Here is a 19,058-nt window from a genome sequence, read left to right as displayed (position 1 = left end):
TCGTCCCAGGGGCCACCGCCCCGGAAGGGTTTCACACATGTCCGAGCGTTCCACCCTGCGCGGCTCCCGCCTCGGCGCGACGAGCTACGAGGACGAGCGCGGCGTCGAGTTCGCCGAGCGCCAGACGGTCGCCTACAGCTGCACCGCCGGCCACCGCTTCGAGATGACCTTCTCGACCGAGGCCGAGGTGCCCGCCCTGTGGGACTGCCCCCGCTGCGGTTCCGAGTCGCTGCGCGTCGCCACTGACCGGCCCGAAGAGGCGCCGACGAAGCCTGCCCGCACCCACTGGGACATGCTTCTGGAGCGTCGTTCCATCGAGGACCTCGAGGCGCTGCTCGACGAGCGGCTCGAACTGCTGCGCTCCGGCCTCATCCCCGGCGCGGCGCACCTCGCCGACCGAGGCGCACGCCGCAAGAAGACCGCCTGACGGTCTCCCGCCCCGATTCACCGAGCCCGCACCCGTCCCCCGTTGGTTCCGGGGGCCGGGTGCGGTTCTGTGTCCGGAGCCGGTGCGGACGTGCCCGCCAGGCGGGTGGAACGCGGCTGACGGTCCCGGCGATGTGGCGTCTGGGCCGGTGGTGCGGTGGGAGCTGGCGGCTGACGGTGTACTGGCGGGCCGTGCCCGGTTCTTCCCCGTCCCCCTGATAGCTGCCCGTTCTTAGGCCGCGGTGCCGCGGGTCAAGCGGTGCCCCGCCCGCGCGAAGCGCCGATCAGGCTCCGTTGAGGCGTGGTGCCGCGGCTAAAATGGGCAGCAGGGGGACGGCCGACTAGCGCAAGACGGCGAACGGCAGCACAGCGGCGAGCTGCCGGACAACGGCGCACCGTCGCAAGGTAGCCAGCTGGCGCAGGGCGGCACCCTGGCACAACCCGGAGCACCGCACACCAGCGAGCGAGCCTCGGCAAGCGCCCGCTAGCAAGCCCGACCCACGCCAGCAAGCCCCGCCCACGCGGGCAAGCCCGACCCACGCCAGCGAACCAGCGAGCACCCCCAGAGAGCCACGTGGCGATGCGGCAGATGCCGGCAAAACCCTCAGCGCTGGTCGTTCGGCCGGTCGGTGTCGACGACCTCGCCCTCGATGACGACGCCGTGCTGGACGCCGGGACCACCCGAACCGCCGGCCCCGTCCGGACCCCCAGGCCGCCCCAACCCGCCCATCCCCGGTCCACGCCGGCCGGGGAAGGTCCGGAACGCCGAGGCCGCCAGCCGCCGGCCGACGCTGCGTCGGATGGGCGGGACCAGCAGCACGAGGCCGATGAAGTCGGTGACGAAGCCGGGGAAGGTCAGCAGGACGCCGGAGAGGATGCGTGCGCCGGTGTCGGCCATGCGCGCCGACGACGCCTCGACGGATTCGGGCTCGTCCTGCGGGAAGCGGCCGTCGGCGGCGGCGGTGCGCAGTTCCTGCCAGGCGCGCAGGCCCTCGATGCGCAGCAACGCGACGCCGAGGATGCTGGTGCCGAGCAGCATGAGCAGTGCCCAGCCGAATCCGACCCAGTTGGCCACCACGACCAGCGCGATCAGTTCGATCACGCCGAGGGCGAATGGGCCGAAACGTCTCACCGCCGGCTCCCTCCGACGAGGTCACGCAGCTGCCGGGCACGGTGGACCGCGCCCCACTGGGTGACCCGTAACAACGCTTCGCGCACGACCTTGCCGTCCATCTTCGACTCTCCTTGCTCCCGCTCGACGAACGTGATGGGGACCTCGATGACCCGGAATCCTGCCCGGATGGCCCGCCACGCCATGTCGACCTGGAAGCAATAACCTTGCGACGCCACGCTGTCGATGTCCAGTTCGCGCAGGGCGGACGCCCGGTAGGCGCGGTAGCCGCCGGTCGCGTCGCGCAGCCCGGTGCCGAGCGCCAGGCGGGTGTAGGTGTTGCCGATGCGCGAGATGGCCTGCCGCTTGTACGGCCAGTTGACGGTGCGCCCGCCGGGCACGTAGCGCGACCCGAGCGCGAGGTCGGCGTTCTCGACGGCGTGCAGCAGCAGCGGCAGCTCCTCGGGCTGGTGCGAGCCGTCGGCGTCCATCTCGACGAGGACGTCGTAGTCGCGGGCCAGCCCCCACCCGAAGCCGGCGACGTACGCGGCGCCGAGGCCCTGCTTGCCGCCGCGATGCAGGACGTGGACGTGGTCGTCGAGCTCGGCGAGCTCGTCGGCGAGCGCGCCGGTGCCGTCGGGCGAGGCGTCGTCGACGACGAGGACGTGCGCGCCGGGGACGGCGGCGCGGGTGCGCTCGACGGTCTTGCCGATGGTCAGGGCCTCGTTGTAGGTGGGGATGACCACCAGGACGGTTGTCACGGCACACCTGCCTCGACGGGCGGCCGCGGCTCGTCGGCGACGGAGGCGCCGGCACGCCGTGCGCGGCGGGCGTTGACGATGACGAGCCCGGCGGCGCCCACGCCGAGCGCGGTGATGATCCACTCGGGCCAGGCGCCGATGCGGGTGGCCAGCGTGAGGCCGTCGGACAGCGGGACGTCGGCGACGATGACGTCCTGGGTGAACAGCTCCGCGCGGTCGAGGACCGACCCGTCCGGCGCGACGACGGCGCTGACGCCGGCCAGCGCCGACACCAGCACCGTGCGGCCGTGCTCGAACGCCCGCACCCGCGACTGCGCCAGCTGCTGCTCCGTCATCTCCGTGCGCCCGAACGTGGCGTTGTTGGTCTGGACGGAGAGGAACTGGCCACCGTCGATGACGGCGTCGCGGACGATGCCGTCGAAGGCGACCTCGAAGCAGATGACGTTGCCGATGGTGGTGTCGCCGACCTGGAAGATGCCGACGGTGTCGCCGGGCAGGTGGTCGCGCGGCTGCTGGTTGACGGCGTCGGTGATGCGCTCGGCGATGGACCGCATGGGGATGTACTCGCCGAACGGCATCGGGTGCCGCTTGACGTAGGTGTCGCCCGGGCCGGTCTCGGGGTCCCACAGGATGGACGTGTTGCGCACGTTGCGGCCGTCGTCGGTCGGGACGATGGCGCTGATCAGCGTCGGCACGCCCACCGCGCGCACGGCGCCGTCGATGGCACGGTAGGTGTCGGCGTCGTGGAACGGGCTGATGTCGGACGAGTTCTCCGGCCACAGCACGATGTCGGGACGCTCGGCCCGGCCGGCGTCGATGTCGTCGGCGAGTTGCTCCGTCGCCTCGACGTGGTTGCGGGTGATGGCGCGCTTCTCGTCGTTGTAGGCCAGCCCTTCGGCCGGCACGTTGCCCTGCACGATCGCGACGGTGACGGTGTCGCCGTCGGGCGTCATGGGCTGGATGAGCAGCGGCGCGACGACGATGGCGACGGCGCCCGCGGCGGCCGCGGCACGCAGCCAGATCCGCCGCTCGACGACGACCCAGGCGAGCAGCCCGCCGGCCAGCGCGACCGCGAACGACAGCCCGGGCGAGCCGCCCCACGAGGCGAGCGCGAGCATCGGGCTGTCGGCCTGCGAGAACGCCAGCTTGCCCCAGGTGAAGCCGCCGTACGGGAGCCGCCCGCGGATGGCTTCGTCGGCGATCCACACCGCCGCGGTCCACAGCGGCCACGCGGGCAGCCGCTGCACCAGCGTCAGGCCGAGTGCCAGCGGGATGAAGAACGCCGCCTCGAACAGGGCCAGGATGAGCCACGGGATGGGCCCGACCTCCATGCCCGTCCAGTCGAGCAGCGGCAGGAAGAACCCGGCGCCGAACAGGTAGCCCAGCACGGCGACGCGCTTCAGCGGCTGGTCGCGTACGAGCAGCGCGAACGCACCCGGGACGAGGATCGCGACGAACCAGAGGTCGTACGGCGGGAACGCGGCGATCAGGGACACGCCGAGGAGCACGGCTCCGGCGTGTCGCCACAGGTGGGTCACGTTGTCCTGCTCCGTCCGACGTCCAGCGGCTGGCGGTGGGGCCGCGCCCGAAACGGACCGGCCCCGTCAAGTGTGCTGCCGATCGCGCGACGGTACAACGTGCGCCCCGGGCCCGAAGTGCCCGGGGTGGTGCTGGCCCAGCGTCTTGTGACGGAGGACGCAGCCCGGCTCCGCCCTTCGGACCGGGCCGCGGACGCCGCTGGATGCGGCTCGCGGACCGTTGTCTACTGGGCGGGCCGGGCCCGACCTCGTCTCACCCCGTGCCGTTGCGGGCGACGTACAGACGGGTCGTGCGAACAAGGGCCTGGCTCACGAAGGATGCCCGGCCCCTGCATGGCAGGAACCGCCCCTCGACCCTTCTCGCGACGCCCGTCCGGACCGCCGGCCCGAACGGTTTCGTCCGCTGGTGGACTCTCGTGACTTTGCTGGATGCATCGGCCGGGTGTCAAGCTACCGGTCGACCTGCGAAAACGTCCTTACGCCGCTGGTCACGGGCAACTGGATACGCAGAAGTCGATCGAGAAACCTTGCGTTCTCACGGCGTGTCGTCAAGATCGAGACGGACATACCACACTACGGACGCTGAACCGGCCGGTGCGGCGCCACGAACGATAGCCTGGAGCGGTGACGCCGACGCAGCTGCGGGCCTATCTCGCGGTCGTCCGGCTGGGCTCGGTGAAGCAGGCGGCGAGCGAGCTGTCCATCACCGAGGCGGCCGTGTCGCTGCACATCGGCAAGCTCCGCCGCGAACTGGGCGACCAGTTGTTCCACCGCACCGCGGCCGGCCTCGCGTTCTCCCCCGGCGGGCTGCGGCTGGCCAGCCGGGCGGCCGAACTGGTCGGCCTGCAGAACCGCACGATCCTCGAGGTCAGCCAGGCCGGCAACGGCCGGCGCCTGCTGCGCATCGCCGCGTCGAGCCTGTTCGCCGAGTACGCCGCGCCCGGCCTGATCGACCTCTTCGCCGGCCGGGCCGACGACCTCAACGTCGAGCTCAGCGTGCACAACCCGCGGATGTTCGACTCGCTGCTGCACACCCGCGCCGTCGACGTCGCCATCGGGCCGCAGCCGAGCACCGTCGACGACTCCCTGCGCTGCACCCGCTTCCTGCAGTACCAGCTGGTCGCGGTGGTCGGGCCGCAGCATCCGCTCGCGTCGGTGGGGTCACCCGGTGCGGCGCAGCTGCGCGACCAGGTCTGGCTGCTCGGCCCGTCGGCGGCGGCCGACACCGGCACCGTCCCGGTGCTGTTGCGGCGACTGGGCGTCGCCGAGGAGCGGCAGCAGATCTTCCAGAGCCATGCCGCGGCGCTCGAGGAGGCGCAGCGCGGCCACGGCGTGGCGCTGGCGGTCTCGTACGCGGTGGCGCGCGACGTCGGCAGCGGGCGGCTGGTCCGCCTCGCCGGGCCGGCGGTGCGTGGCGACGGCTCCTGGGCCACGCTCACGCTGGCCGACACCGGCCGGGCCACCCCCGCGGCCGAGCTGGTCCGGTTCGCCACGACGCCGCGGGCCACCCAGGCGATGCTCAAGGGCTCCGGCGTCCACGTCGGCCGCTTCCGCCCGTCGATCCACGTGACCCTCTGGAGCTAGCCGCCGCACGGGTCGCCGTGCGGTGGATGGGCACGCTCGCCGCTTTGCAATGAGCACCTATACGCATCGCCACCCCGGTGGTGCGTATAGGTGCTCATTGCAAAGGCGCCGGAATCCGGCTCCCAGCAACGACGCCGGTGCCCACGGTCAGCGGTGGCGGCCGATGACGGCGATCGCGTCGGCCAGCGACCGGAAGGTGCCACCCGGAAGGAAGTCGTCGCAGTACGGGAGGGCGGCGGCCATGCTCGCGACCGCCGGGACGTAGCCGGGGGCGCCGGCCCGCGGGTTCAGCCACACCACACGGTGCGCCCGCCGCCGCAGCCTGGCCAGCACGGCCGCCAGCTCGGCGGGCGGGTCGCTGTCCCAGCCGTCCGACGCGATGACGACGACGGCGCCGCGGGTGCTGTCCGCGTGGTGCGACGCCAGCAGGGCGCGCAGGCTGGCGGCGATGCGGGTGCCGCCGAACCGGTCGGCGACCTGGCTCGTCGCCCGTGCGACCGCCTCCTCCGGCGACCGCTGCGCCAGCACCGGCGTCAGCCGCGTGAGCGTCGTCGCGAACGCGAACGCCTCCGCGCCGGCCCCGGGCGCGCTGGTCGCCAGGACCCGCATGAGGTGCAGGTACGCCGTCGCCTGCGCCCGCATCGACCCGCTGACGTCGCAGAGCAGCACGATCCGCCGCGGCCGCCGGGCCGGGCGCGAGCGCACCAGCGTCACGGCCTCCCAGCCGGTCCGCCGGGCCCGCGCGATCGTCGGCCGGACGGCGACCCGGTGCCCCGCGTGGTCGGCGACCAGGCGCCTCCCGCGCCGCGTCGGCCACGCCGGCAGGGCGGCGCGCAGCCACTGACCCAGCAGCGCCAGCTCGCGCGCGTCCAGCCGCTCGAACGGGGCGTCCGGCAGCCCGGCCAGCCCGCTGGGCAGCCGCTGCGGGACGGTGATCGCGCCGGGCTCGTCGGCGGGCGCCGACACCCGTGGCTGCGTCGCCCAGGGCAGGCCGCCGCCCGCGGCCCGTCCTGACCCGGCGACGTCCGCCGCGGAGCCCCGGGCCGGCGGCAGCCGCGCGCCGTCCTGGCCGCGCTCCCCCAGGTCCAGCTCGGCGCCCTCGAACACGGCGCGGAACACCGCGTCGAAGGCCGCCAGCTCGCCCTGGCGGCGCACCAGCGTGGTGCGGGCGGTCCAGTAGAGCCGCGACCGCGTGTCCGGCGGGCAGACGGCCAGCGCCCGGACGAAGTCCTCGACGGCCGTCTGGCCGACGGCGACGCCGTGCTCGCGCAGCCTGACGCCGAACGCCGTCGCGAACGCCGCCCGGTCCGCGCCGCGCAGCAGCGTCATGACGGGATCAGCGGCTGGCCAGGTACAGCACCAGGCCGACCAGCACGATGAGGACGAGCACCAGCGGCACCGCCCGCCGGGCGATCGAGCCGCCGGCGACGCCCATGATGTCCAGCGGCTCCGGCTCGGCGGCGGCCGGACGCGGCGTGGCGGGCTCCGGCTGCGCCACCGGCTCAGCGACGGGCTCAGCGGCGGCCTCAGCCACGGGCTCAGCGACCGTCTCCACGGGAGCCTCCGGCGCGGCCCCCAGCTTCCCCTCCAGGCACTCGACGAACTGGCCCAGCAGCTTCGTCGACACCTCCTTGATCATGCCGCGGCCCAGCTGGGCGATCTTCCCGCTGATGCGCAGGTCGGTGTCGACGCTGACGACCGTCGACGCGCCGTCCGGGCGGAGCTGGGCGACGATCTGCGCGGAGGCGTTGCCGGCGCCGCGGGAGTCGCGCCCGGACGCGCTGATGACGGCGCGGTGGGCGGCGTCGTCCTTCTCGACGAACGTGGCGGTGCCGGCGTACTCGGACACGACCGGGCCGACCTTGACCCGCACCTTGCCCTTGTACACGTCGCCGTCGCGGCCGGTGAGCTGGGCGCCCGGCATGCACGGCGCGATGCCCTCGAGGTCGGTGAGCACCTCCCAGGCCCGCTCGACCGGCACGCCGACGGTGAACTCGTTGTCGATCTGCATGGGTCCCCTCCTGTCACCGGGTCACGCCAGCTCCTCGAACGCCGCCGCGATGCTCTGGCGGTCGTCCGGGGTCTTCGCGATGGCCGACAGCGTACGCACGGCGTCGGCCCGGACGAGGTCGGTTGCGCCGATCGCCGACAACGCGGCCACCCAGTCGATGGTCTCGGCCATCCCGGGCGCCTTGTCGAGGTCGAGCTCGCGGACCCGGCCGATGAACTGACTGGTGGAGCCGATCAGCGGCTCGCCGGCCGCCGGGACGGTGCGGCGCAGGATGTCGGCGGCCCGGTCCGGCGCCGGGAAGTCGATCCAGTGGTAGAGGCAGCGCCGGCGCAGGGCGTCGTGCAGCTCGCGGCTGCGGTTCGACGTCAGGACCACGACGGGCGGGCGCACAGCGGTGTAGGTACCCAGCTCCGGGACGGTCACCGCGGCCTCGCCGAGGAACTCCAGCAGCAGCGCCTCGAACTCGTCGTCGGCGCGGTCGATCTCGTCGATGAGCAGGACGGGCGGGACCGGCCCGGCGGCCCGGACGGCGGCCAGGATCGGCCGCTCGAGCAGGAACTCCTCGGTGAACAGGTCGGCGTCGGTGAGCCGCTCGTGCCGCGACTCGGACAGCCTGATGGCCAGCAGCTGGCGCTGGTAGTTCCACTCGTAGAGTGCCTCGCCGGCGGTCAGGCCCTCGTAGCACTGCAGCCGCAGCAGCGGCGCGTCCAGCACCCGCGCGAGCGCCTTCGCGGCGGCCGTCTTGCCCACCCCGGGCTCGCCCTCCAGCAGCAGCGGCTGCCCGAGTTCGACGGCGAAGTAGATCGCCGTGGCCGTGCCGTCGTCCACCAGGTAGTCGACGCGGTCGAGCCGGCGCCGCACCTCGTCGGGGTCGGCGAACAAGCGCTACCTCCCCGCCGTCCGGGCGTACCGGTCGCGGCAGCCGGGCCCGCAGAACCAGACGTCCTCGCCGTCGACGACCAGGTGCGGGGTGTCCGGCCCGACGAGGACGGTCATGCCGCAGACCGGGTCGACGGCCTCGCCCGGCCGCGCCGGTGCCTCCCCCGGTTCGGCGACGGGCAGCCGCCCGGCCCGCGCCTCCCGCACGATCTCGGCGAGGATCGACAGCGCGATCTCGGCCGCCGTCCGCGCGCCGATGTCCAGCCCGGCCGGCGTGCTGATGCGGGCCCGCTCCTCCTCGGTGAGGGTCAGCTCGGCGAGGACGCCGGCGCCCCGCCGCGGGCTCGCGACCAGCCCGATCCACCCGACGCCGGCGTCCAGCGCGGCGCGGATCGCGGCCGGCTCGTCGCCGCCGTGGCTGGCGATGACGACGGCCGCCGGCGGCAGCGGCGGCGCCTCCCGCACCACGTCGAACCCCAGCGGCGCACCCAGCTCGACCAGCGCCGCCGCGATCGGCGAACCGCCCACCACCTGCACCAGCGGCCGCGGCAGCCGGGGCTGCAGGAAGATCTCCATCGCCCCTCCGGACAGGCACGGGTTGACGACGACGCGTGCGCCGGGCGCCTCCGGAAACTCCCCCGCGTTCTCCGGGAGCACCCGCAGCAGCACGCTCTCGCCGTCGCGCATGGCGCCCAGCGCGGCGGCCCGCACCGAGCTCTCGGTGCACTGCCCTCCGACGAACCCCTCGATGCTGCCGTCGGCCAGGATGATGGCGTCGTCGCCGGCCCGCGCCGAGGCCGGCACCTGGGCGCGCACCACGGTGGCGTGGACGAACGGGATCCGGCCGGCGAGCAGCTCGCCGGCCCGGTCGTCGATCGCGGTGGTCACGGCCGGCTCCGTCAGATCGGCGGGCGGGCCTGGCCGCGCATGGCGTCCCAGACCCGCGACGGGGTCAGTGGCATGTCGGCGTGCCGGACGCCGAACGGCGCGAGCGCGTCGACGACGGCGTTGACGATGGCCGGCGGCGAGCCCACCGTCGCCGACTCCCCCACGCCCTTGGCTCCGATGGGGTGGTGCGGTGACGGCGTCACGGTGAAGCCGGTCTCCCAGTCGGGCACCTCGACCGCGGTGGGCAGCAGGTAGTCCATCAGGGAGCCGCCGAGGCAGTTGCCGTCCTCGTCGAACGCGATGATCTCCATCAGCGCCATGCCGACGCCGTCGGTGAGGCCGCCGTGGATCTGCCCCTCGATGATCATCGGGTTGATCCGGGTCCCGCAGTCGTCGACGGCGACGAACCGGCGCACCTTCACCTGCGCCGTCCCCGGATCGACGTCGACGACGCAGATGTAGGCACCGTGCGGATAGGTGAGGTTCGGCGGGTTGTAGGTGATCTGCGCCTCCAGCGCGCCCTCGTACCCCTCGGGGAGGTCGCCGGCGCCGTGCGCCCGCATGGCGATGTCCTGGATGGTCACCGCCGCGCTGGGGTCGCCGGCGACGTGGAACGCCCCCTTCTCCCAGACGAGGTCGTCGGCGGACACCTCGAGCATGCCTGACGCGACGATGCGGGCCTTGTCGCGCACCTTCCGGGCCACCAGCGCGGCGGCCGCGCCCGAGACCGGCGTGGAGCGGCTGCCGTAGGTGCCCAGGCCGAACGGCGTGTTGTCGGTGTCGCCGTGCACGACGTCGACGTCGGCGGGCGGGATGCCCAGCTCCTCGCCGACGATCTGCGCGAACGTCGTCTCGTGGCCCTGCCCCTGGCTCTGCACCGACAGCCGGACCACGGCCTTGCCCGTCGGGTGCACCCGCAGCTCGCAGCCGTCGGCCATGCCGAGGCCGAGGATGTCCATGTGCTTGCGCGGCCCGGCGCCGACGGCCTCGGTGAAGAACGAGACGCCGATGCCCATCAGCTCGCCGCGGGCCCGCTTCTCCGCCTGCTCGCGGCGCAGCTCCTCGTAGCCGGCCAGCCGCATCGCCTCGCGCATGGTGGGCTCGTAGTTCCCGGAGTCGTACACCCAGCCGGTCTTCGTCGTGTACGGGAACTGCTCGGGCTTGATGAAGTTCTTCAGCCGCAGCCGCACCGGGTCCATGCCGAGCTCGGCGGCGAGGCAGTCGACGATCCGCTCGACGAGGTAGACGGCCTCGGTGATGCGGAACGAGCAGGCGTAGGCGACGCCGCCGGGCGCCTTGTTCGTGTAAACGGCGGTCATGTGGCAGTAGGCGGCCTCGAGGTCGTAGCTGCCGGTGAAGACGCCGAAGAAGCCGGCCGGGTACTTCACCGGCGCGGCGGTGCCGTTGAACGCGCCGTGGTCGGCGATGACGTGAGTGCGGATGCCCAGGATGCGACCGTCGCGGGTGGCCGCGATCTCGCCGCGCATGACGTAGTCGCGGGCGAACCCGGTGCTGACCAGGTTCTCCGAGCGGTCCTCCATCCACTTCACCGGCTTGCCCGTGACGATCGAGCCGACCACCGCGCACACGTAGCCCGGGTAGATGGGCACCTTGTTGCCGAAGCCGCCGCCGATGTCGGGCGAGATGACCCGGATCTTGTGCTCCGGCAGCCCGGCGACGATCGCGTAGAGCGTCCGGTGCGCGTGCGGCGCCTGCGTCGTCGACCACAGCGTCAGACGGCCCTCGACGGGGTCGAAGTCGGCTACCGCTCCGCAGGTCTCCATCGGCGCCGGGTGCACCCGCGGGTACACGATGTCCTGCTCGACGACGACGTCGGCCTGGGCGAACACCGCCTCGGTGGCGGCGGCGTCACCGGTCTCCCAGTCGAAGCAGTGGTTGTCGGTCTTGCCCTCGATGTCGTCGCGGATGACCGGCGCGCCCTCCTCCAGCGCGCGGCGGACGTCGACGACCGGGTCGAGGAGGTCGTACTCGACCTCGATCAGCTCCAGCGCGTCGCGGGCGGAGTAGCGGTCCTCGGCCACGACGAACGCGACCTCCTGGCCCTGGAACCGCACCTTGTCCGTCACCAGGACGGCCTGGACGTCGTTGGACAGCGTCGGCATCCACGCGAGGTTCAGGCTCTCCAGCGTGGCGCCGGTGACGACGGCCTTCACCTTCGGGTGCGCCTCGGCCGCCGTGGTGTCGATGCCGACCAGCCGCGCGTGCGCGACCGGCGCCCGCAGGATGGCCAGGTGCAGCATGCCCGGCAGCTGGACGTCGTCGACGTAGTTGCCGCGGCCGCGGACGAACCGCGGGTCCTCCTTGCGCAGCATGCGGCCGTGGCCGACCGGGTGCTGGTCGTTGTCCTCGAAGCCGGCCGGCTTGTGGTCGTCGACGGTGGTCATGGCGCACCTCCGGTCGTGGCGGCCTCGGGCGGCGCGGCGTTCGCCTCGGCGCGGTCGGCCTCGTACGCCGCCGCCCAGCGGACCGAGCGGACGATGGTGGCATAGCCGGTGCACCGGCAGATCTGCCCGCTGATCGCCTCGCGGATCTCGTCGGGCGTCGGGTCCGGGTTCTCGTTCAGCAGGGCGCGCGCCGTCATCATCATGCCCGGGGTGCAGAAGCCGCACTGCAGGCCGTGGCACTCCATGAAGCCGCGCTGGACCGGGTCGAGCTCGCCGTTCTGCGCGAGTCCCTCGACGGTGCGGACCTCGTGCCCGCCGGCCATCGCCGCGAGCATGGTGCACGACTTCACCGGCTTCTCGTCGACCCAGACGACGCAGGTGCCGCAGTTGCTGGTGTCGCAGCCCCAGTGCGTGCCCGTCAGGCCGAGGACGTCGCGCAGGAAGTGCACCAGCAGCAGCCGGCCCTCGATCTCGCGGGTGACCTCCTCGCCGTTCACCGTCATCGAGACCTGCATGTCAGCCCCTCTCCCGCGCGCGCTCGACCGACCGGCGCAGCGCCCGTTTCGTCAGCTCACCGGCGAGGTGGCGCTTGTACGCCTCGCTGCCGCGCATGTCGGTGGCCGGGCGGCAGCCCTGGGCGGCGAGCTGGCCGGCCTCGTCGTACAGCTCCTCCGAGGGTTCGCTGCCGGTGAGCGCCGCTGAGATCTCCGGCAGGCCCGTCGTGTTCGGGCCGACGGCGGCCAGCCCGACCCGGGCGTCGGCGATGCGGCCGTCCGCGTCGAGCCAGACCGCGGCGCCGGCGGAGACGACCGCCCAGTCGCCGGCCCGCCGCTCGACCTTCTCGAACGCGCTGCCGCCGCGCTCGCGCACGGGGAACCGGATCTCGGTGAGGATCTCGTCGTCGCCGACGGCGGTCTCGTACGGGCCGCGGTGGAACTCCGTCATCGAGACGACCCGCTCGCCGTCGCGGCCGCGGATGACGCAGCGGGCGTCGAGCGTCGTGCACACCGCGGACAGGTCCTCGGACGGGTCGGCCTGGCACAGCGACCCGCCGAGCGTCCCCCAGTTCCGCACGACCGGGTCGGCGATGACCTTCTCGGCGTCGCGGAAGATCGGGAAGGCGCCGGCCAGCTCGTCGGACTCGAGCAGCTCACGGTGCCGGGTGAGCGCCCCGATGCGGATCTCGTCGGGCCCCACCTCGACGTAGCCGAGCTCGTCGTGCAGGTCGTTGATGTCGATGAGGTACTCGAAGTTGGCCAGGCGCAGCTTCATCATCGGCAGCAGGCTGTGGCCGCCGGCCACCAGGCGGGCGCTGCTGCCCAGGCGCTCCAGCAACCCGATGGCGTGATCGACGCTGGTGGCTCGCTCGTACTCGAAAGGCGCGGGTACCTGCATGCCGGACCCCCTCGTCCAGTGCTGATGGGATCAGCACACGCCCGGACGGCGGGGATGTCAACGGTGACCTAATCGATCGCTTAAGTCCCCGGGTCCGCGTACGCCGTGCGGCCGCGGACGACCGTGCGCAGGCAGCGCGGCAGCGGCACGTCCGGCGAGAGGTCGGGCAGCCCCGGCACGCCGGCCCGCGGGTCCGTCGACCACGCCGCCACCCGCTCGTCCGGCGCCTGGACGACCAGCTCGTACGGGACCTCCCAGACGGCGAACGACGCGAGCATGCCCGGCGCCAGCACACCGGCGTCCTCGACCCGCGCGGCCCGCCAGCCGCCCCTCGTCGCGGCCGAGAACGCCGCGCGGGCGCTGATGCGCTGCGACGGCGTCCGGTGCTGCGACGCCGCGCGCACCGTCTCCCAGCCGGCCAGCGGCGTCACCGGCGAGTCGGAGCCGAACGCGAGCAGGACGCCGGCCCGGGCCATGGCGGCGAACGGGTTCAGCGCGACGCCGCGGGCCGGGCCGAGCCGCTCGACGTACAGGCCGTCCGGGCCGCCCCAGAGCGCGTCGAAGGCGGGCTGCACGCTCGCGGCGACGCCGAGGCGGGCCAGCTCGGCGATCAGCAGGTCGTCGATCATCTCGACGTGCTCCAGCCGGTGCCGCGACCCGACGACGGCGGCCAGGCCGCACACCTGCGCGGCAGCCGCGATGGCCTCGACGGCGGTCCGGACCGCTTCGTCGCCGATGCAGTGGAAACCGGCCTGGATGCCGGCCCGGGTGCAGGCGACGACGTGCTCCGTGGCGGTCCGCAGGTCGAGGTAGGCCCGGCCGCGCTCGTCCGGCGCGTCGGCGTAGGGCGCGGAGAGCCGGGCGCTGCGCGAGCCGATGGAGCCGTCCAGATTGAGGTCGCCGGCCGCGCCCGCCGCGCCGAGCGCCTGCGCCTCGCCGACCGCCGTCGCCCCCCAGTAGCCGATGACGTCCGGCAGGCCGGGCGTGGCGCCGAGCGCGAGGACGGCGGTGAAGTCGGCGGGGTCGCCGATGTGCGGCGCGCCGATCTCGTGGACGGCGCCGATGCCCAGCGATGCGGCGTGGCGCAGCGCCTGCTCGCGCAGCTCGGCCATGCGCCCCGCCGGGACGGCGGACCGGGCGGCCTGGCGGGCCCGGTGGTGGGCGTCGCGGCGGACCAGGCCGTCGTCGTAGCCGTCGGCGCGGGCGATGGAGCGGTCGGCCGCAAGCAGCGTGCCGGAGACGGCGGCGGTGTGGACGTCGCGGCGGGCGAGGTACACGGGGGCGTTGCCCGCGGCGCGGTCGAGCTCGTCGGGGGTGGGCGCGCCGCCGTCGGGCCAGCCGTCCTCCTCCCAGCCGAAGCCGAGGATCGCCTCGCCCGGGCGCTCCTTCGCCCGCTGGGCCACCAGGTCGAGGAGGGCCGCCCGGCCGGCCGTGCCGGTCAGGTCGAGCCCGTCGCGGGCCAGGCCGGTCTCCGTCAGGTGCACGTGCGCGTCGACGAACGCGGGCGCCACCAGCGCGTCCTCCAGGTCGACGACCTCGTCGGCCGCGTCGACGTGCGTGCGCGCGGCGCCCTCGGCGCCCACCCAGGCGACGGTGTCGTCCACCACCAGCATCGCGGTGGCGAACGGGTCGGCGGGGCTGTGGATGCGGCCGTTGCGGTAGAGCGTCGTCGTCACCCCGCCGATTCTCCCTGCCACCCGGCGCGACCTTGTCGGTGGGTCGCGAGAGGCTAGGCCCATGTCCGACGTCCTGACCCGCCGCCAGCTGGGCCGCGCCACCCTGGCCCGGCAGCTGCTGCTCGCCCGCGCCGACCGTCCCGTGCTCTCGGTCGTCGAGCACCTCGGCGGCCTGCAGGCGCAGCAGCCGTTCTCGCCGTACTACCAGCTGTGGTCGCGGCTGCGCGGGTTCCGGCCGTCCGCGCTCGCCGGCCTGCTGCTCGACCGGTCGGTGGTGCGCATCGCGGCGCAGCGCGGCACCATCCACCTGCTCTCCGCGTCCGACGCCCTCGCGCTGCGGCCGTGGGTACAGCCGCTCTACGACGCCGACCTGCGCACCAACTCCCTGCACGCCCGCGCCCTCACCGGCGTCGACCTCGCGCCCGTCGCCGCGGCCGCCCGGACCCTCGTCGACGCCGAGCCGCGCACCATGGCCGAGCTCGGCGCCCTGCTCGCCCCGTCCTGGCCGTCCGTCGACGCCACGCACCTCGCCCACGCGGCCCGCGGCCTGCTGACGCTGGTGCAGGTGCCGCCCCGTGCGGTGTGGGGGCAGAGCGGCCAGACCCGGCTGACGACCATCGAGCGCTGGCTCGGCCGGCCGCTCGACCCCGCCCCGTCGCCGGCCGGGTTCGTGCTCCGCTACCTCGGCTCCTTCGGCCCGGCGTCGGTCGCAGACGTGCAGACGTGGTGCGGGCTGACCCGGCTCCGCGAGGTCGTCGAGCCGCTGCGCCCGTCGCTGCGGGTGTTCCGCGACGATTCCGGCCGCGAGCTGTTCGACCTCCCCGACGCGCCCCGCCCGCCCGCCGACACCCCGGCGCCGGTCCGGTTCCTGCCCGACTTCGACAACGTGCTCCGCTCCCACGCCGACCGCACCCGCATCATCGACGACGTCTCCCGCAAGCGCATGAACCGCCGCAACGGCGTGGTGCCGCACGCCCTCCTCGTCGACGGCGAGGTCGCCGGCTGGTGGCGCATCGAGGACGAGGTGCTCGCGGTCACGCCGTACCGGCCGCTCACCGCCGCCGAGACGGCCGAGGTCGAGGCGGAGGGGCGGCAGCTGCTGGCGTTCGCTCTGTCGGACGGGTCCGCCGCCCCCGCGGAGGCCGCGTCCGGCACCGCGTCGGCGGCCGCCGTTCCGGCTGCGGCTGCGGCTGCCGTTCCGGCTGCGGCTGCGAAAGTGCGGGTGATGCCCGTCGAATGAAGACGCACGTGCTTCCAGAGCTATCGCCGCCGCTCCCCTGCGGGCGGCGGGTTACCGGCAAGGTCACCAGCGGCGACTCGGACCGGTAGGCCAGGTGCGGCCAGACGTCGGCCGTGCGCTGGCCGGCCCAGCGCCCGTCGGCCCAGCATCGGTCGCTCGAACGTCGGTCGCTCGAACGTCGGTCGCGCGAACGTCGGTCGGTCACCGGCCGGTCGTGCGCGGGCGTTGGTCGTGCGCCCGTCGGCCGGTCGCGCGCCGGTCGAGCCCGCGTCGGTCGTGCGCTGGTCGGCCGTGCGCTGGTCGGTCGAGCGTCGGTCGGTCACCGGCCGGTCGTGCGCGGGCGTTGGTCGTGCGCCCGTCGGCCGGTCGAGCCCGCGTCGGCCGAGCGCTGGTCGGTCGTCGGCTGAGCGCTCACCCTCCACTTCCCGCTCCATCTCCCGCTCCGCTTCTCCCCCTGGGATCCTCCTGGGCGGCGCCGGTCAGCGGCGAGGTCGCATGATCAGCGCGGCGACGTGGTACGCGCACGGCTCGTCCCACGGGTTGGCGTACGTGTGCGACACGTCGGCGGCGAAGTAGATCGAGTCGCCGGCGGCGAGGTCGTGCTCGTCGTCGCCGAGGGTGAGGTGGAGGCGGCCCGACTCGACGACCACGTACTCGTGCGACCCCGCCGCGTACGCCGGGTACTCGCCGGGCGCGGAACCGGGCGGCAGTTCGGTCCGCACCCACTCGAAGTTCACCCCGGGCACGACCGGCGTCAGGATGGTGCGCCGCCAGCCCTCCGGGGCGACGGCGACGTCGTGGTCGGCGGCGCGGCGGACGATCACCCGCGGGACGTCGTCGGGGTCGAGCAGCGAGGACATCGGCGTGCCGAGCGCCCGGGCGATCCGGTCCAGCACCACGACGGTCGGCGCCTTGCGGCCGTGCTCGACCGACCACAGCATGCTGGCGCTCACGCCGGCCCGCTCGGCCAGCGCGCTCATCGGCCACGACCGCTGCAGCCGGGCGTCGGTGATGCGGCGGCCGAGCGCGACGAGATCCATGCGTTCACTATAATGAGGTGTGGTTCTCTATAGCGAATCTCCCGAGGTGACCATCCGGCCCGCCCGCGCCGCCGACCTGCCCGCCGTCGCGGCGATCTTCGCCCACTACGTGCGCACCAGCGTCGTCACGTTCGAGGAGACGCCGCCCACGGCCGCCGACTGGGCGGACAAGCTCGCCGACCTCCACGACCGCGGCCTGCCGTTCCTCGTGGCCGACGTCGCCGGCACCGCGGAGACCGCCGGCCCCGCGGACGCAGGCGGCACCGCGGACGCAGGCGGCACCATGGACACCCGCAGCGGCGCCCACACCGGCAGCACCGTCGCCGGCTATGCCTACGCCGCACCGTGGCGGCCCAAGCCCGCCTACCGGCACACCGCCGAGAACACCGTCTACCTCTCCCCCGCGCACACGGGACGCAGCCTCGGCCGGGCGTTGCTGACGGCGCTCGTGGAGGCCTGCGCGACGGCCGGGGTGCGCCGACTGGTCGCCGTCGTCGTCGACGAGGACGCGAGCCCGAGCCCGAACCCGTCGCTCGCCCTGCACCGGGCGCTGGGCTTCGCCGTGGCCGGCCGCCTGACCGCCGTGGGGCACAAGCACGGCCGCTGGCTCGACACCGTCCTCCTTGAGCGGGATGTCTTCTTGCCCTGACAGCAAATCAACGCAAGAATTACGTCAAGGCGAGCCTCACGAGGGACGTCTTCTGTCACCGTACCCGGGTTCGAGGAGGTTCACCGATCGTGGCCGAACAGCTCACCATCACCGCCGGCGAGGTCCACGCGGTTCTGGGCAGGCACCTGCTCACGGACGGCTTCAAGCTCGTCCTCGACACCGACGCCAGTCAGGGCAGTTGGCTGGTCGACGCGCGCGACGGCAAGCGCTACCTCGACATGTACACGTTCTTCGCGTCCGCGCCGCTGGGCTGCAACCCGCCCGGGCTCGTCGACGATCCGGCGTTCATGGAGCTGCTGGCGCGCGTGGCGGCGAACAAGCCGGCCAACTCCGACGTCTACTCGGTGCACCTAGCCGAGTTCACCGAGACGTTCGCGCGCGTCCTCGGCGACTCGCGGCTGCCGCACCTGTTCTTCGTCGAGGGCGGCGCGCTCGCCGTCGAGAACGCACTCAAGGTCGCGTTCGACTGGAAGAGCCGGCACAACGAGGCCAACGGCCGCGACGCCGCGCTGGGCACGAAGATCATGCACCTGACGAAGGCCTTCCACGGCCGCAGCGGCTACACCATGTCGCTGACGAACACCGAGCCGAACAAGACCGCCCGGTTCCCGCAGTTCGACTGGCCGCGCATCGACGTCCCGGCCATCACGTTCCCGCTCGAGGAGCACCTGGCGGAGGTCGAGGCCGCCGAGCAGCACGCCCTGGCCCAGGCCCGGCGCGCCTTCGCGGACCACCCGCACGACATCGCCGCTTTCATCTGCGAGCCGATCCAGGGCGAGGGCGGCGACAACCACATGCGCCCTGAGTTCCTGCAGGCCATGCAGGCGCTGGTGCACGAGCACGACGCGCTGTTCATCGTCGACGAGGTGCAGACGGGCACCGGCACGACGGGCACGGCGTGGGCCTACCAGCAGCTCGGCCTGCAGCCCGACATCGTCGCGTTCTCGAAGAAGGTGCAGGTCGGCGGCATCATGGCCGGCGGTCGCGTGGACGAGGTCGCCGACAACGTGTTCGTGGTGTCGGGCCGCATCAACTCGACATGGGGCGGTGGGCTGGCCGACATGGTCCGGTCGCGCCGGCTGCTGGAGCTGATGGAGCAGGACGGCCTGATCGAGGCGGCCGGCCCGAAGGGCGAGCGGTTCGTCGCCGGCCTGCGCGCCGTCGCGGCCGAGACGGGCGCCGTCGGCAACGTACGCGGCCGCGGCCTCATGGTCGCCGCCGACCTGCCCGACGTCGACACGCGCAATGCGGTCGTCGCGGACCTGCGGGAGAACGAGCAGGTGCTCGCGCTGCCGTGCGGCGAGCGGGCGATCCGCTTCCGTCCCGCCCTGTCGGTGACCGATGATGAGATCGACCTCGCCGTCGCGGCGTTCGGCCGCGTCGTCGCCCGTCAGTCCGTCCGCGTCAGCTGAACACCCGAGGAGCAGAACCACC

17 protein-coding genes are annotated in these 19,058 nt (G+C 73.8%); 5 read left to right on the top strand and 12 right to left on the bottom strand.

The window, feature by feature from the left end; translation table 11 throughout:
- The first annotated feature begins 37 nt into the window (after positions 1 to 37).
- The gene (locus tag BLV02_RS14390; protein ID WP_069113318.1) at positions 38 to 427 is read left to right on the top strand and encodes an RNA polymerase-binding protein RbpA; all 390 of its coding nucleotides are present in this window, start codon (positions 38 to 40) and stop codon (positions 425 to 427) included.
- Between the two features lie 603 nt (positions 428 to 1,030).
- On the opposite strand, the gene BLV02_RS14385 is transcribed toward BLV02_RS14390, so the two are convergent.
- Genes BLV02_RS14385 through lnt form a run of 3 tightly spaced genes read right to left on the bottom strand, consistent with a single transcriptional unit; the run spans position 1,031 to position 3,836 of the window.
- The gene (locus tag BLV02_RS14385; protein ID WP_083288971.1) at positions 1,031 to 1,558 is read right to left on the bottom strand and encodes an FxsA family protein; all 528 of its coding nucleotides are present in this window, start codon (positions 1,556 to 1,558) and stop codon (positions 1,031 to 1,033) included.
- Positions 1,555 to 2,298, bottom strand: coding sequence for a polyprenol monophosphomannose synthase (locus BLV02_RS14380; RefSeq protein WP_069113320.1), 744 nt, complete (start codon positions 2,296 to 2,298; stop codon positions 1,555 to 1,557). The genes BLV02_RS14385 and BLV02_RS14380 overlap by 4 nt, the downstream gene beginning before the upstream one ends.
- Positions 2,295 to 3,836 (bottom strand): apolipoprotein N-acyltransferase, encoded by a 1,542-nt coding sequence (gene lnt / locus BLV02_RS14375; protein WP_069113321.1) that lies wholly within the window; start codon positions 3,834 to 3,836, stop codon positions 2,295 to 2,297. The genes BLV02_RS14380 and lnt overlap by 4 nt, the downstream gene beginning before the upstream one ends.
- A 624-nt stretch (positions 3,837 to 4,460) precedes the next feature.
- Here lnt and BLV02_RS14370 point away from each other — a divergent pair.
- Entirely contained in the window at positions 4,461 to 5,420 is a 960-nt protein-coding gene (locus BLV02_RS14370) for a LysR family transcriptional regulator (RefSeq protein WP_069113322.1), read from the top strand.
- A 147-nt stretch (positions 5,421 to 5,567) separates the two neighbouring features.
- Here the strand turns inward: BLV02_RS14370 and BLV02_RS14365 are convergent, their stop codons facing one another.
- From BLV02_RS14365 to BLV02_RS14330, 8 genes are all read right to left on the bottom strand, one after another.
- The gene (locus BLV02_RS14365; protein WP_069113323.1) at positions 5,568 to 6,749 is read right to left on the bottom strand and encodes a vWA domain-containing protein; all 1,182 of its coding nucleotides are present in this window, start codon (positions 6,747 to 6,749) and stop codon (positions 5,568 to 5,570) included.
- Positions 6,750 to 6,756: 7 nt separating this feature from the next.
- On the bottom strand, positions 6,757 to 7,431 hold the full coding sequence (locus BLV02_RS14360) for an SRPBCC family protein (protein ID WP_069113324.1): 675 nt from the start codon (positions 7,429 to 7,431) through the stop codon (positions 6,757 to 6,759).
- A gap of 21 nt (positions 7,432 to 7,452) precedes the next feature.
- A complete protein-coding gene (locus BLV02_RS14355) occupies positions 7,453 to 8,313 on the bottom strand; it encodes an AAA family ATPase (protein WP_069113325.1) in 861 nt (286 codons plus the stop codon).
- Positions 8,314 to 8,316: 3 nt separating this feature from the next.
- Positions 8,317 to 9,198, bottom strand: a complete 882-nt coding sequence (locus BLV02_RS14350; RefSeq protein ID WP_083288972.1) for an XdhC family protein — start codon at positions 9,196 to 9,198, stop codon at positions 8,317 to 8,319.
- A gap of 11 nt (positions 9,199 to 9,209) precedes the next feature.
- Positions 9,210 to 11,603 (bottom strand): aerobic carbon-monoxide dehydrogenase large subunit, encoded by a 2,394-nt coding sequence (locus BLV02_RS14345; protein WP_069113326.1) that lies wholly within the window; start codon positions 11,601 to 11,603, stop codon positions 9,210 to 9,212.
- A complete protein-coding gene (locus tag BLV02_RS14340) occupies positions 11,600 to 12,118 on the bottom strand; it encodes a (2Fe-2S)-binding protein (protein ID WP_069113327.1) in 519 nt (172 codons plus the stop codon). Before BLV02_RS14340 ends, BLV02_RS14345 begins: the two co-directional genes overlap by 4 nt.
- Before the next feature lies 1 nt (position 12,119).
- The gene (locus BLV02_RS14335) at positions 12,120 to 12,998 is read right to left on the bottom strand and encodes an FAD binding domain-containing protein (protein WP_069113328.1); all 879 of its coding nucleotides are present in this window, start codon (positions 12,996 to 12,998) and stop codon (positions 12,120 to 12,122) included.
- Positions 12,999 to 13,078: 80 nt separating this feature from the next.
- Positions 13,079 to 14,695 carry an amidohydrolase gene (locus BLV02_RS14330; protein WP_069113329.1) on the bottom strand — a complete coding sequence of 539 codons (1,617 nt, stop codon included), beginning with the start codon at positions 14,693 to 14,695 and terminating at the stop codon, positions 13,079 to 13,081.
- A 40-nt stretch (positions 14,696 to 14,735) separates the two neighbouring features.
- Between BLV02_RS14330 and BLV02_RS14325 the strand changes: the two genes are divergently transcribed.
- Complete coding sequence (locus BLV02_RS14325) at positions 14,736 to 15,914, top strand: winged helix DNA-binding domain-containing protein (RefSeq protein WP_069113330.1); 1,179 nt, start codon at positions 14,736 to 14,738, stop codon at positions 15,912 to 15,914.
- Positions 15,915 to 16,393: 479 nt separating this feature from the next.
- Here the strand turns inward: BLV02_RS14325 and BLV02_RS14320 are convergent, their stop codons facing one another.
- Positions 16,394 to 16,954 carry a helix-turn-helix domain-containing protein gene (locus BLV02_RS14320; protein WP_069113331.1) on the bottom strand — a complete coding sequence of 187 codons (561 nt, stop codon included), beginning with the start codon at positions 16,952 to 16,954 and terminating at the stop codon, positions 16,394 to 16,396.
- A 46-nt stretch (positions 16,955 to 17,000) separates the two neighbouring features.
- Here BLV02_RS14320 and BLV02_RS14315 point away from each other — a divergent pair, with 46 nt between their 5' ends.
- Positions 17,001 to 17,603: a GNAT family N-acetyltransferase gene (locus tag BLV02_RS14315; RefSeq protein ID WP_069113332.1), complete on the top strand. Its 603-nt coding sequence runs from the start codon at positions 17,001 to 17,003 to the stop codon at positions 17,601 to 17,603.
- Between the two features lie 89 nt (positions 17,604 to 17,692).
- Entirely contained in the window at positions 17,693 to 19,036 is a 1,344-nt protein-coding gene (gene lat, locus BLV02_RS14310) for an L-lysine 6-transaminase (RefSeq protein ID WP_069113333.1), read from the top strand.
- Positions 19,037 to 19,058: the final 22 nt, after the last annotated feature.

Source organism: Jiangella alba (assembly GCF_900106035.1).
In the GTDB taxonomy this organism is placed as follows: domain Bacteria; phylum Actinomycetota; class Actinomycetes; order Jiangellales; family Jiangellaceae; genus Jiangella; species Jiangella alba.
Note: the sequence above shows the minus strand (reverse complement) of the source record. Positions and strands in the feature narration are given on the sequence as shown.

What these genes read in the sequence shown, in the direction of transcription:
- BLV02_RS14340 (WP_069113327.1), bottom strand. Translation starts at nt 12,118, where the DNA reads ATGCAGGTCTCGATGACGGTGAACGGCGAGGAGGTCACCCGCGAGATC.
- BLV02_RS14390 (WP_069113318.1), top strand. Translation starts at nt 38, where the DNA reads ATGTCCGAGCGTTCCACCCTGCGCGGCTCCCGCCTCGGCGCGACGAGC.
- BLV02_RS14345 (WP_069113326.1), bottom strand. Translation starts at nt 11,603, where the DNA reads ATGACCACCGTCGACGACCACAAGCCGGCCGGCTTCGAGGACAACGAC.
- BLV02_RS14325 (WP_069113330.1), top strand. Translation starts at nt 14,736, where the DNA reads ATGTCCGACGTCCTGACCCGCCGCCAGCTGGGCCGCGCCACCCTGGCC.
- BLV02_RS14335 (WP_069113328.1), bottom strand. Translation starts at nt 12,998, where the DNA reads ATGCAGGTACCCGCGCCTTTCGAGTACGAGCGAGCCACCAGCGTCGAT.
- BLV02_RS14320 (WP_069113331.1), bottom strand. Translation starts at nt 16,954, where the DNA reads ATGGATCTCGTCGCGCTCGGCCGCCGCATCACCGACGCCCGGCTGCAG.
- BLV02_RS14360 (WP_069113324.1), bottom strand. Translation starts at nt 7,431, where the DNA reads ATGCAGATCGACAACGAGTTCACCGTCGGCGTGCCGGTCGAGCGGGCC.
- BLV02_RS14365 (WP_069113323.1), bottom strand. Translation starts at nt 6,749, where the DNA reads ATGACGCTGCTGCGCGGCGCGGACCGGGCGGCGTTCGCGACGGCGTTC.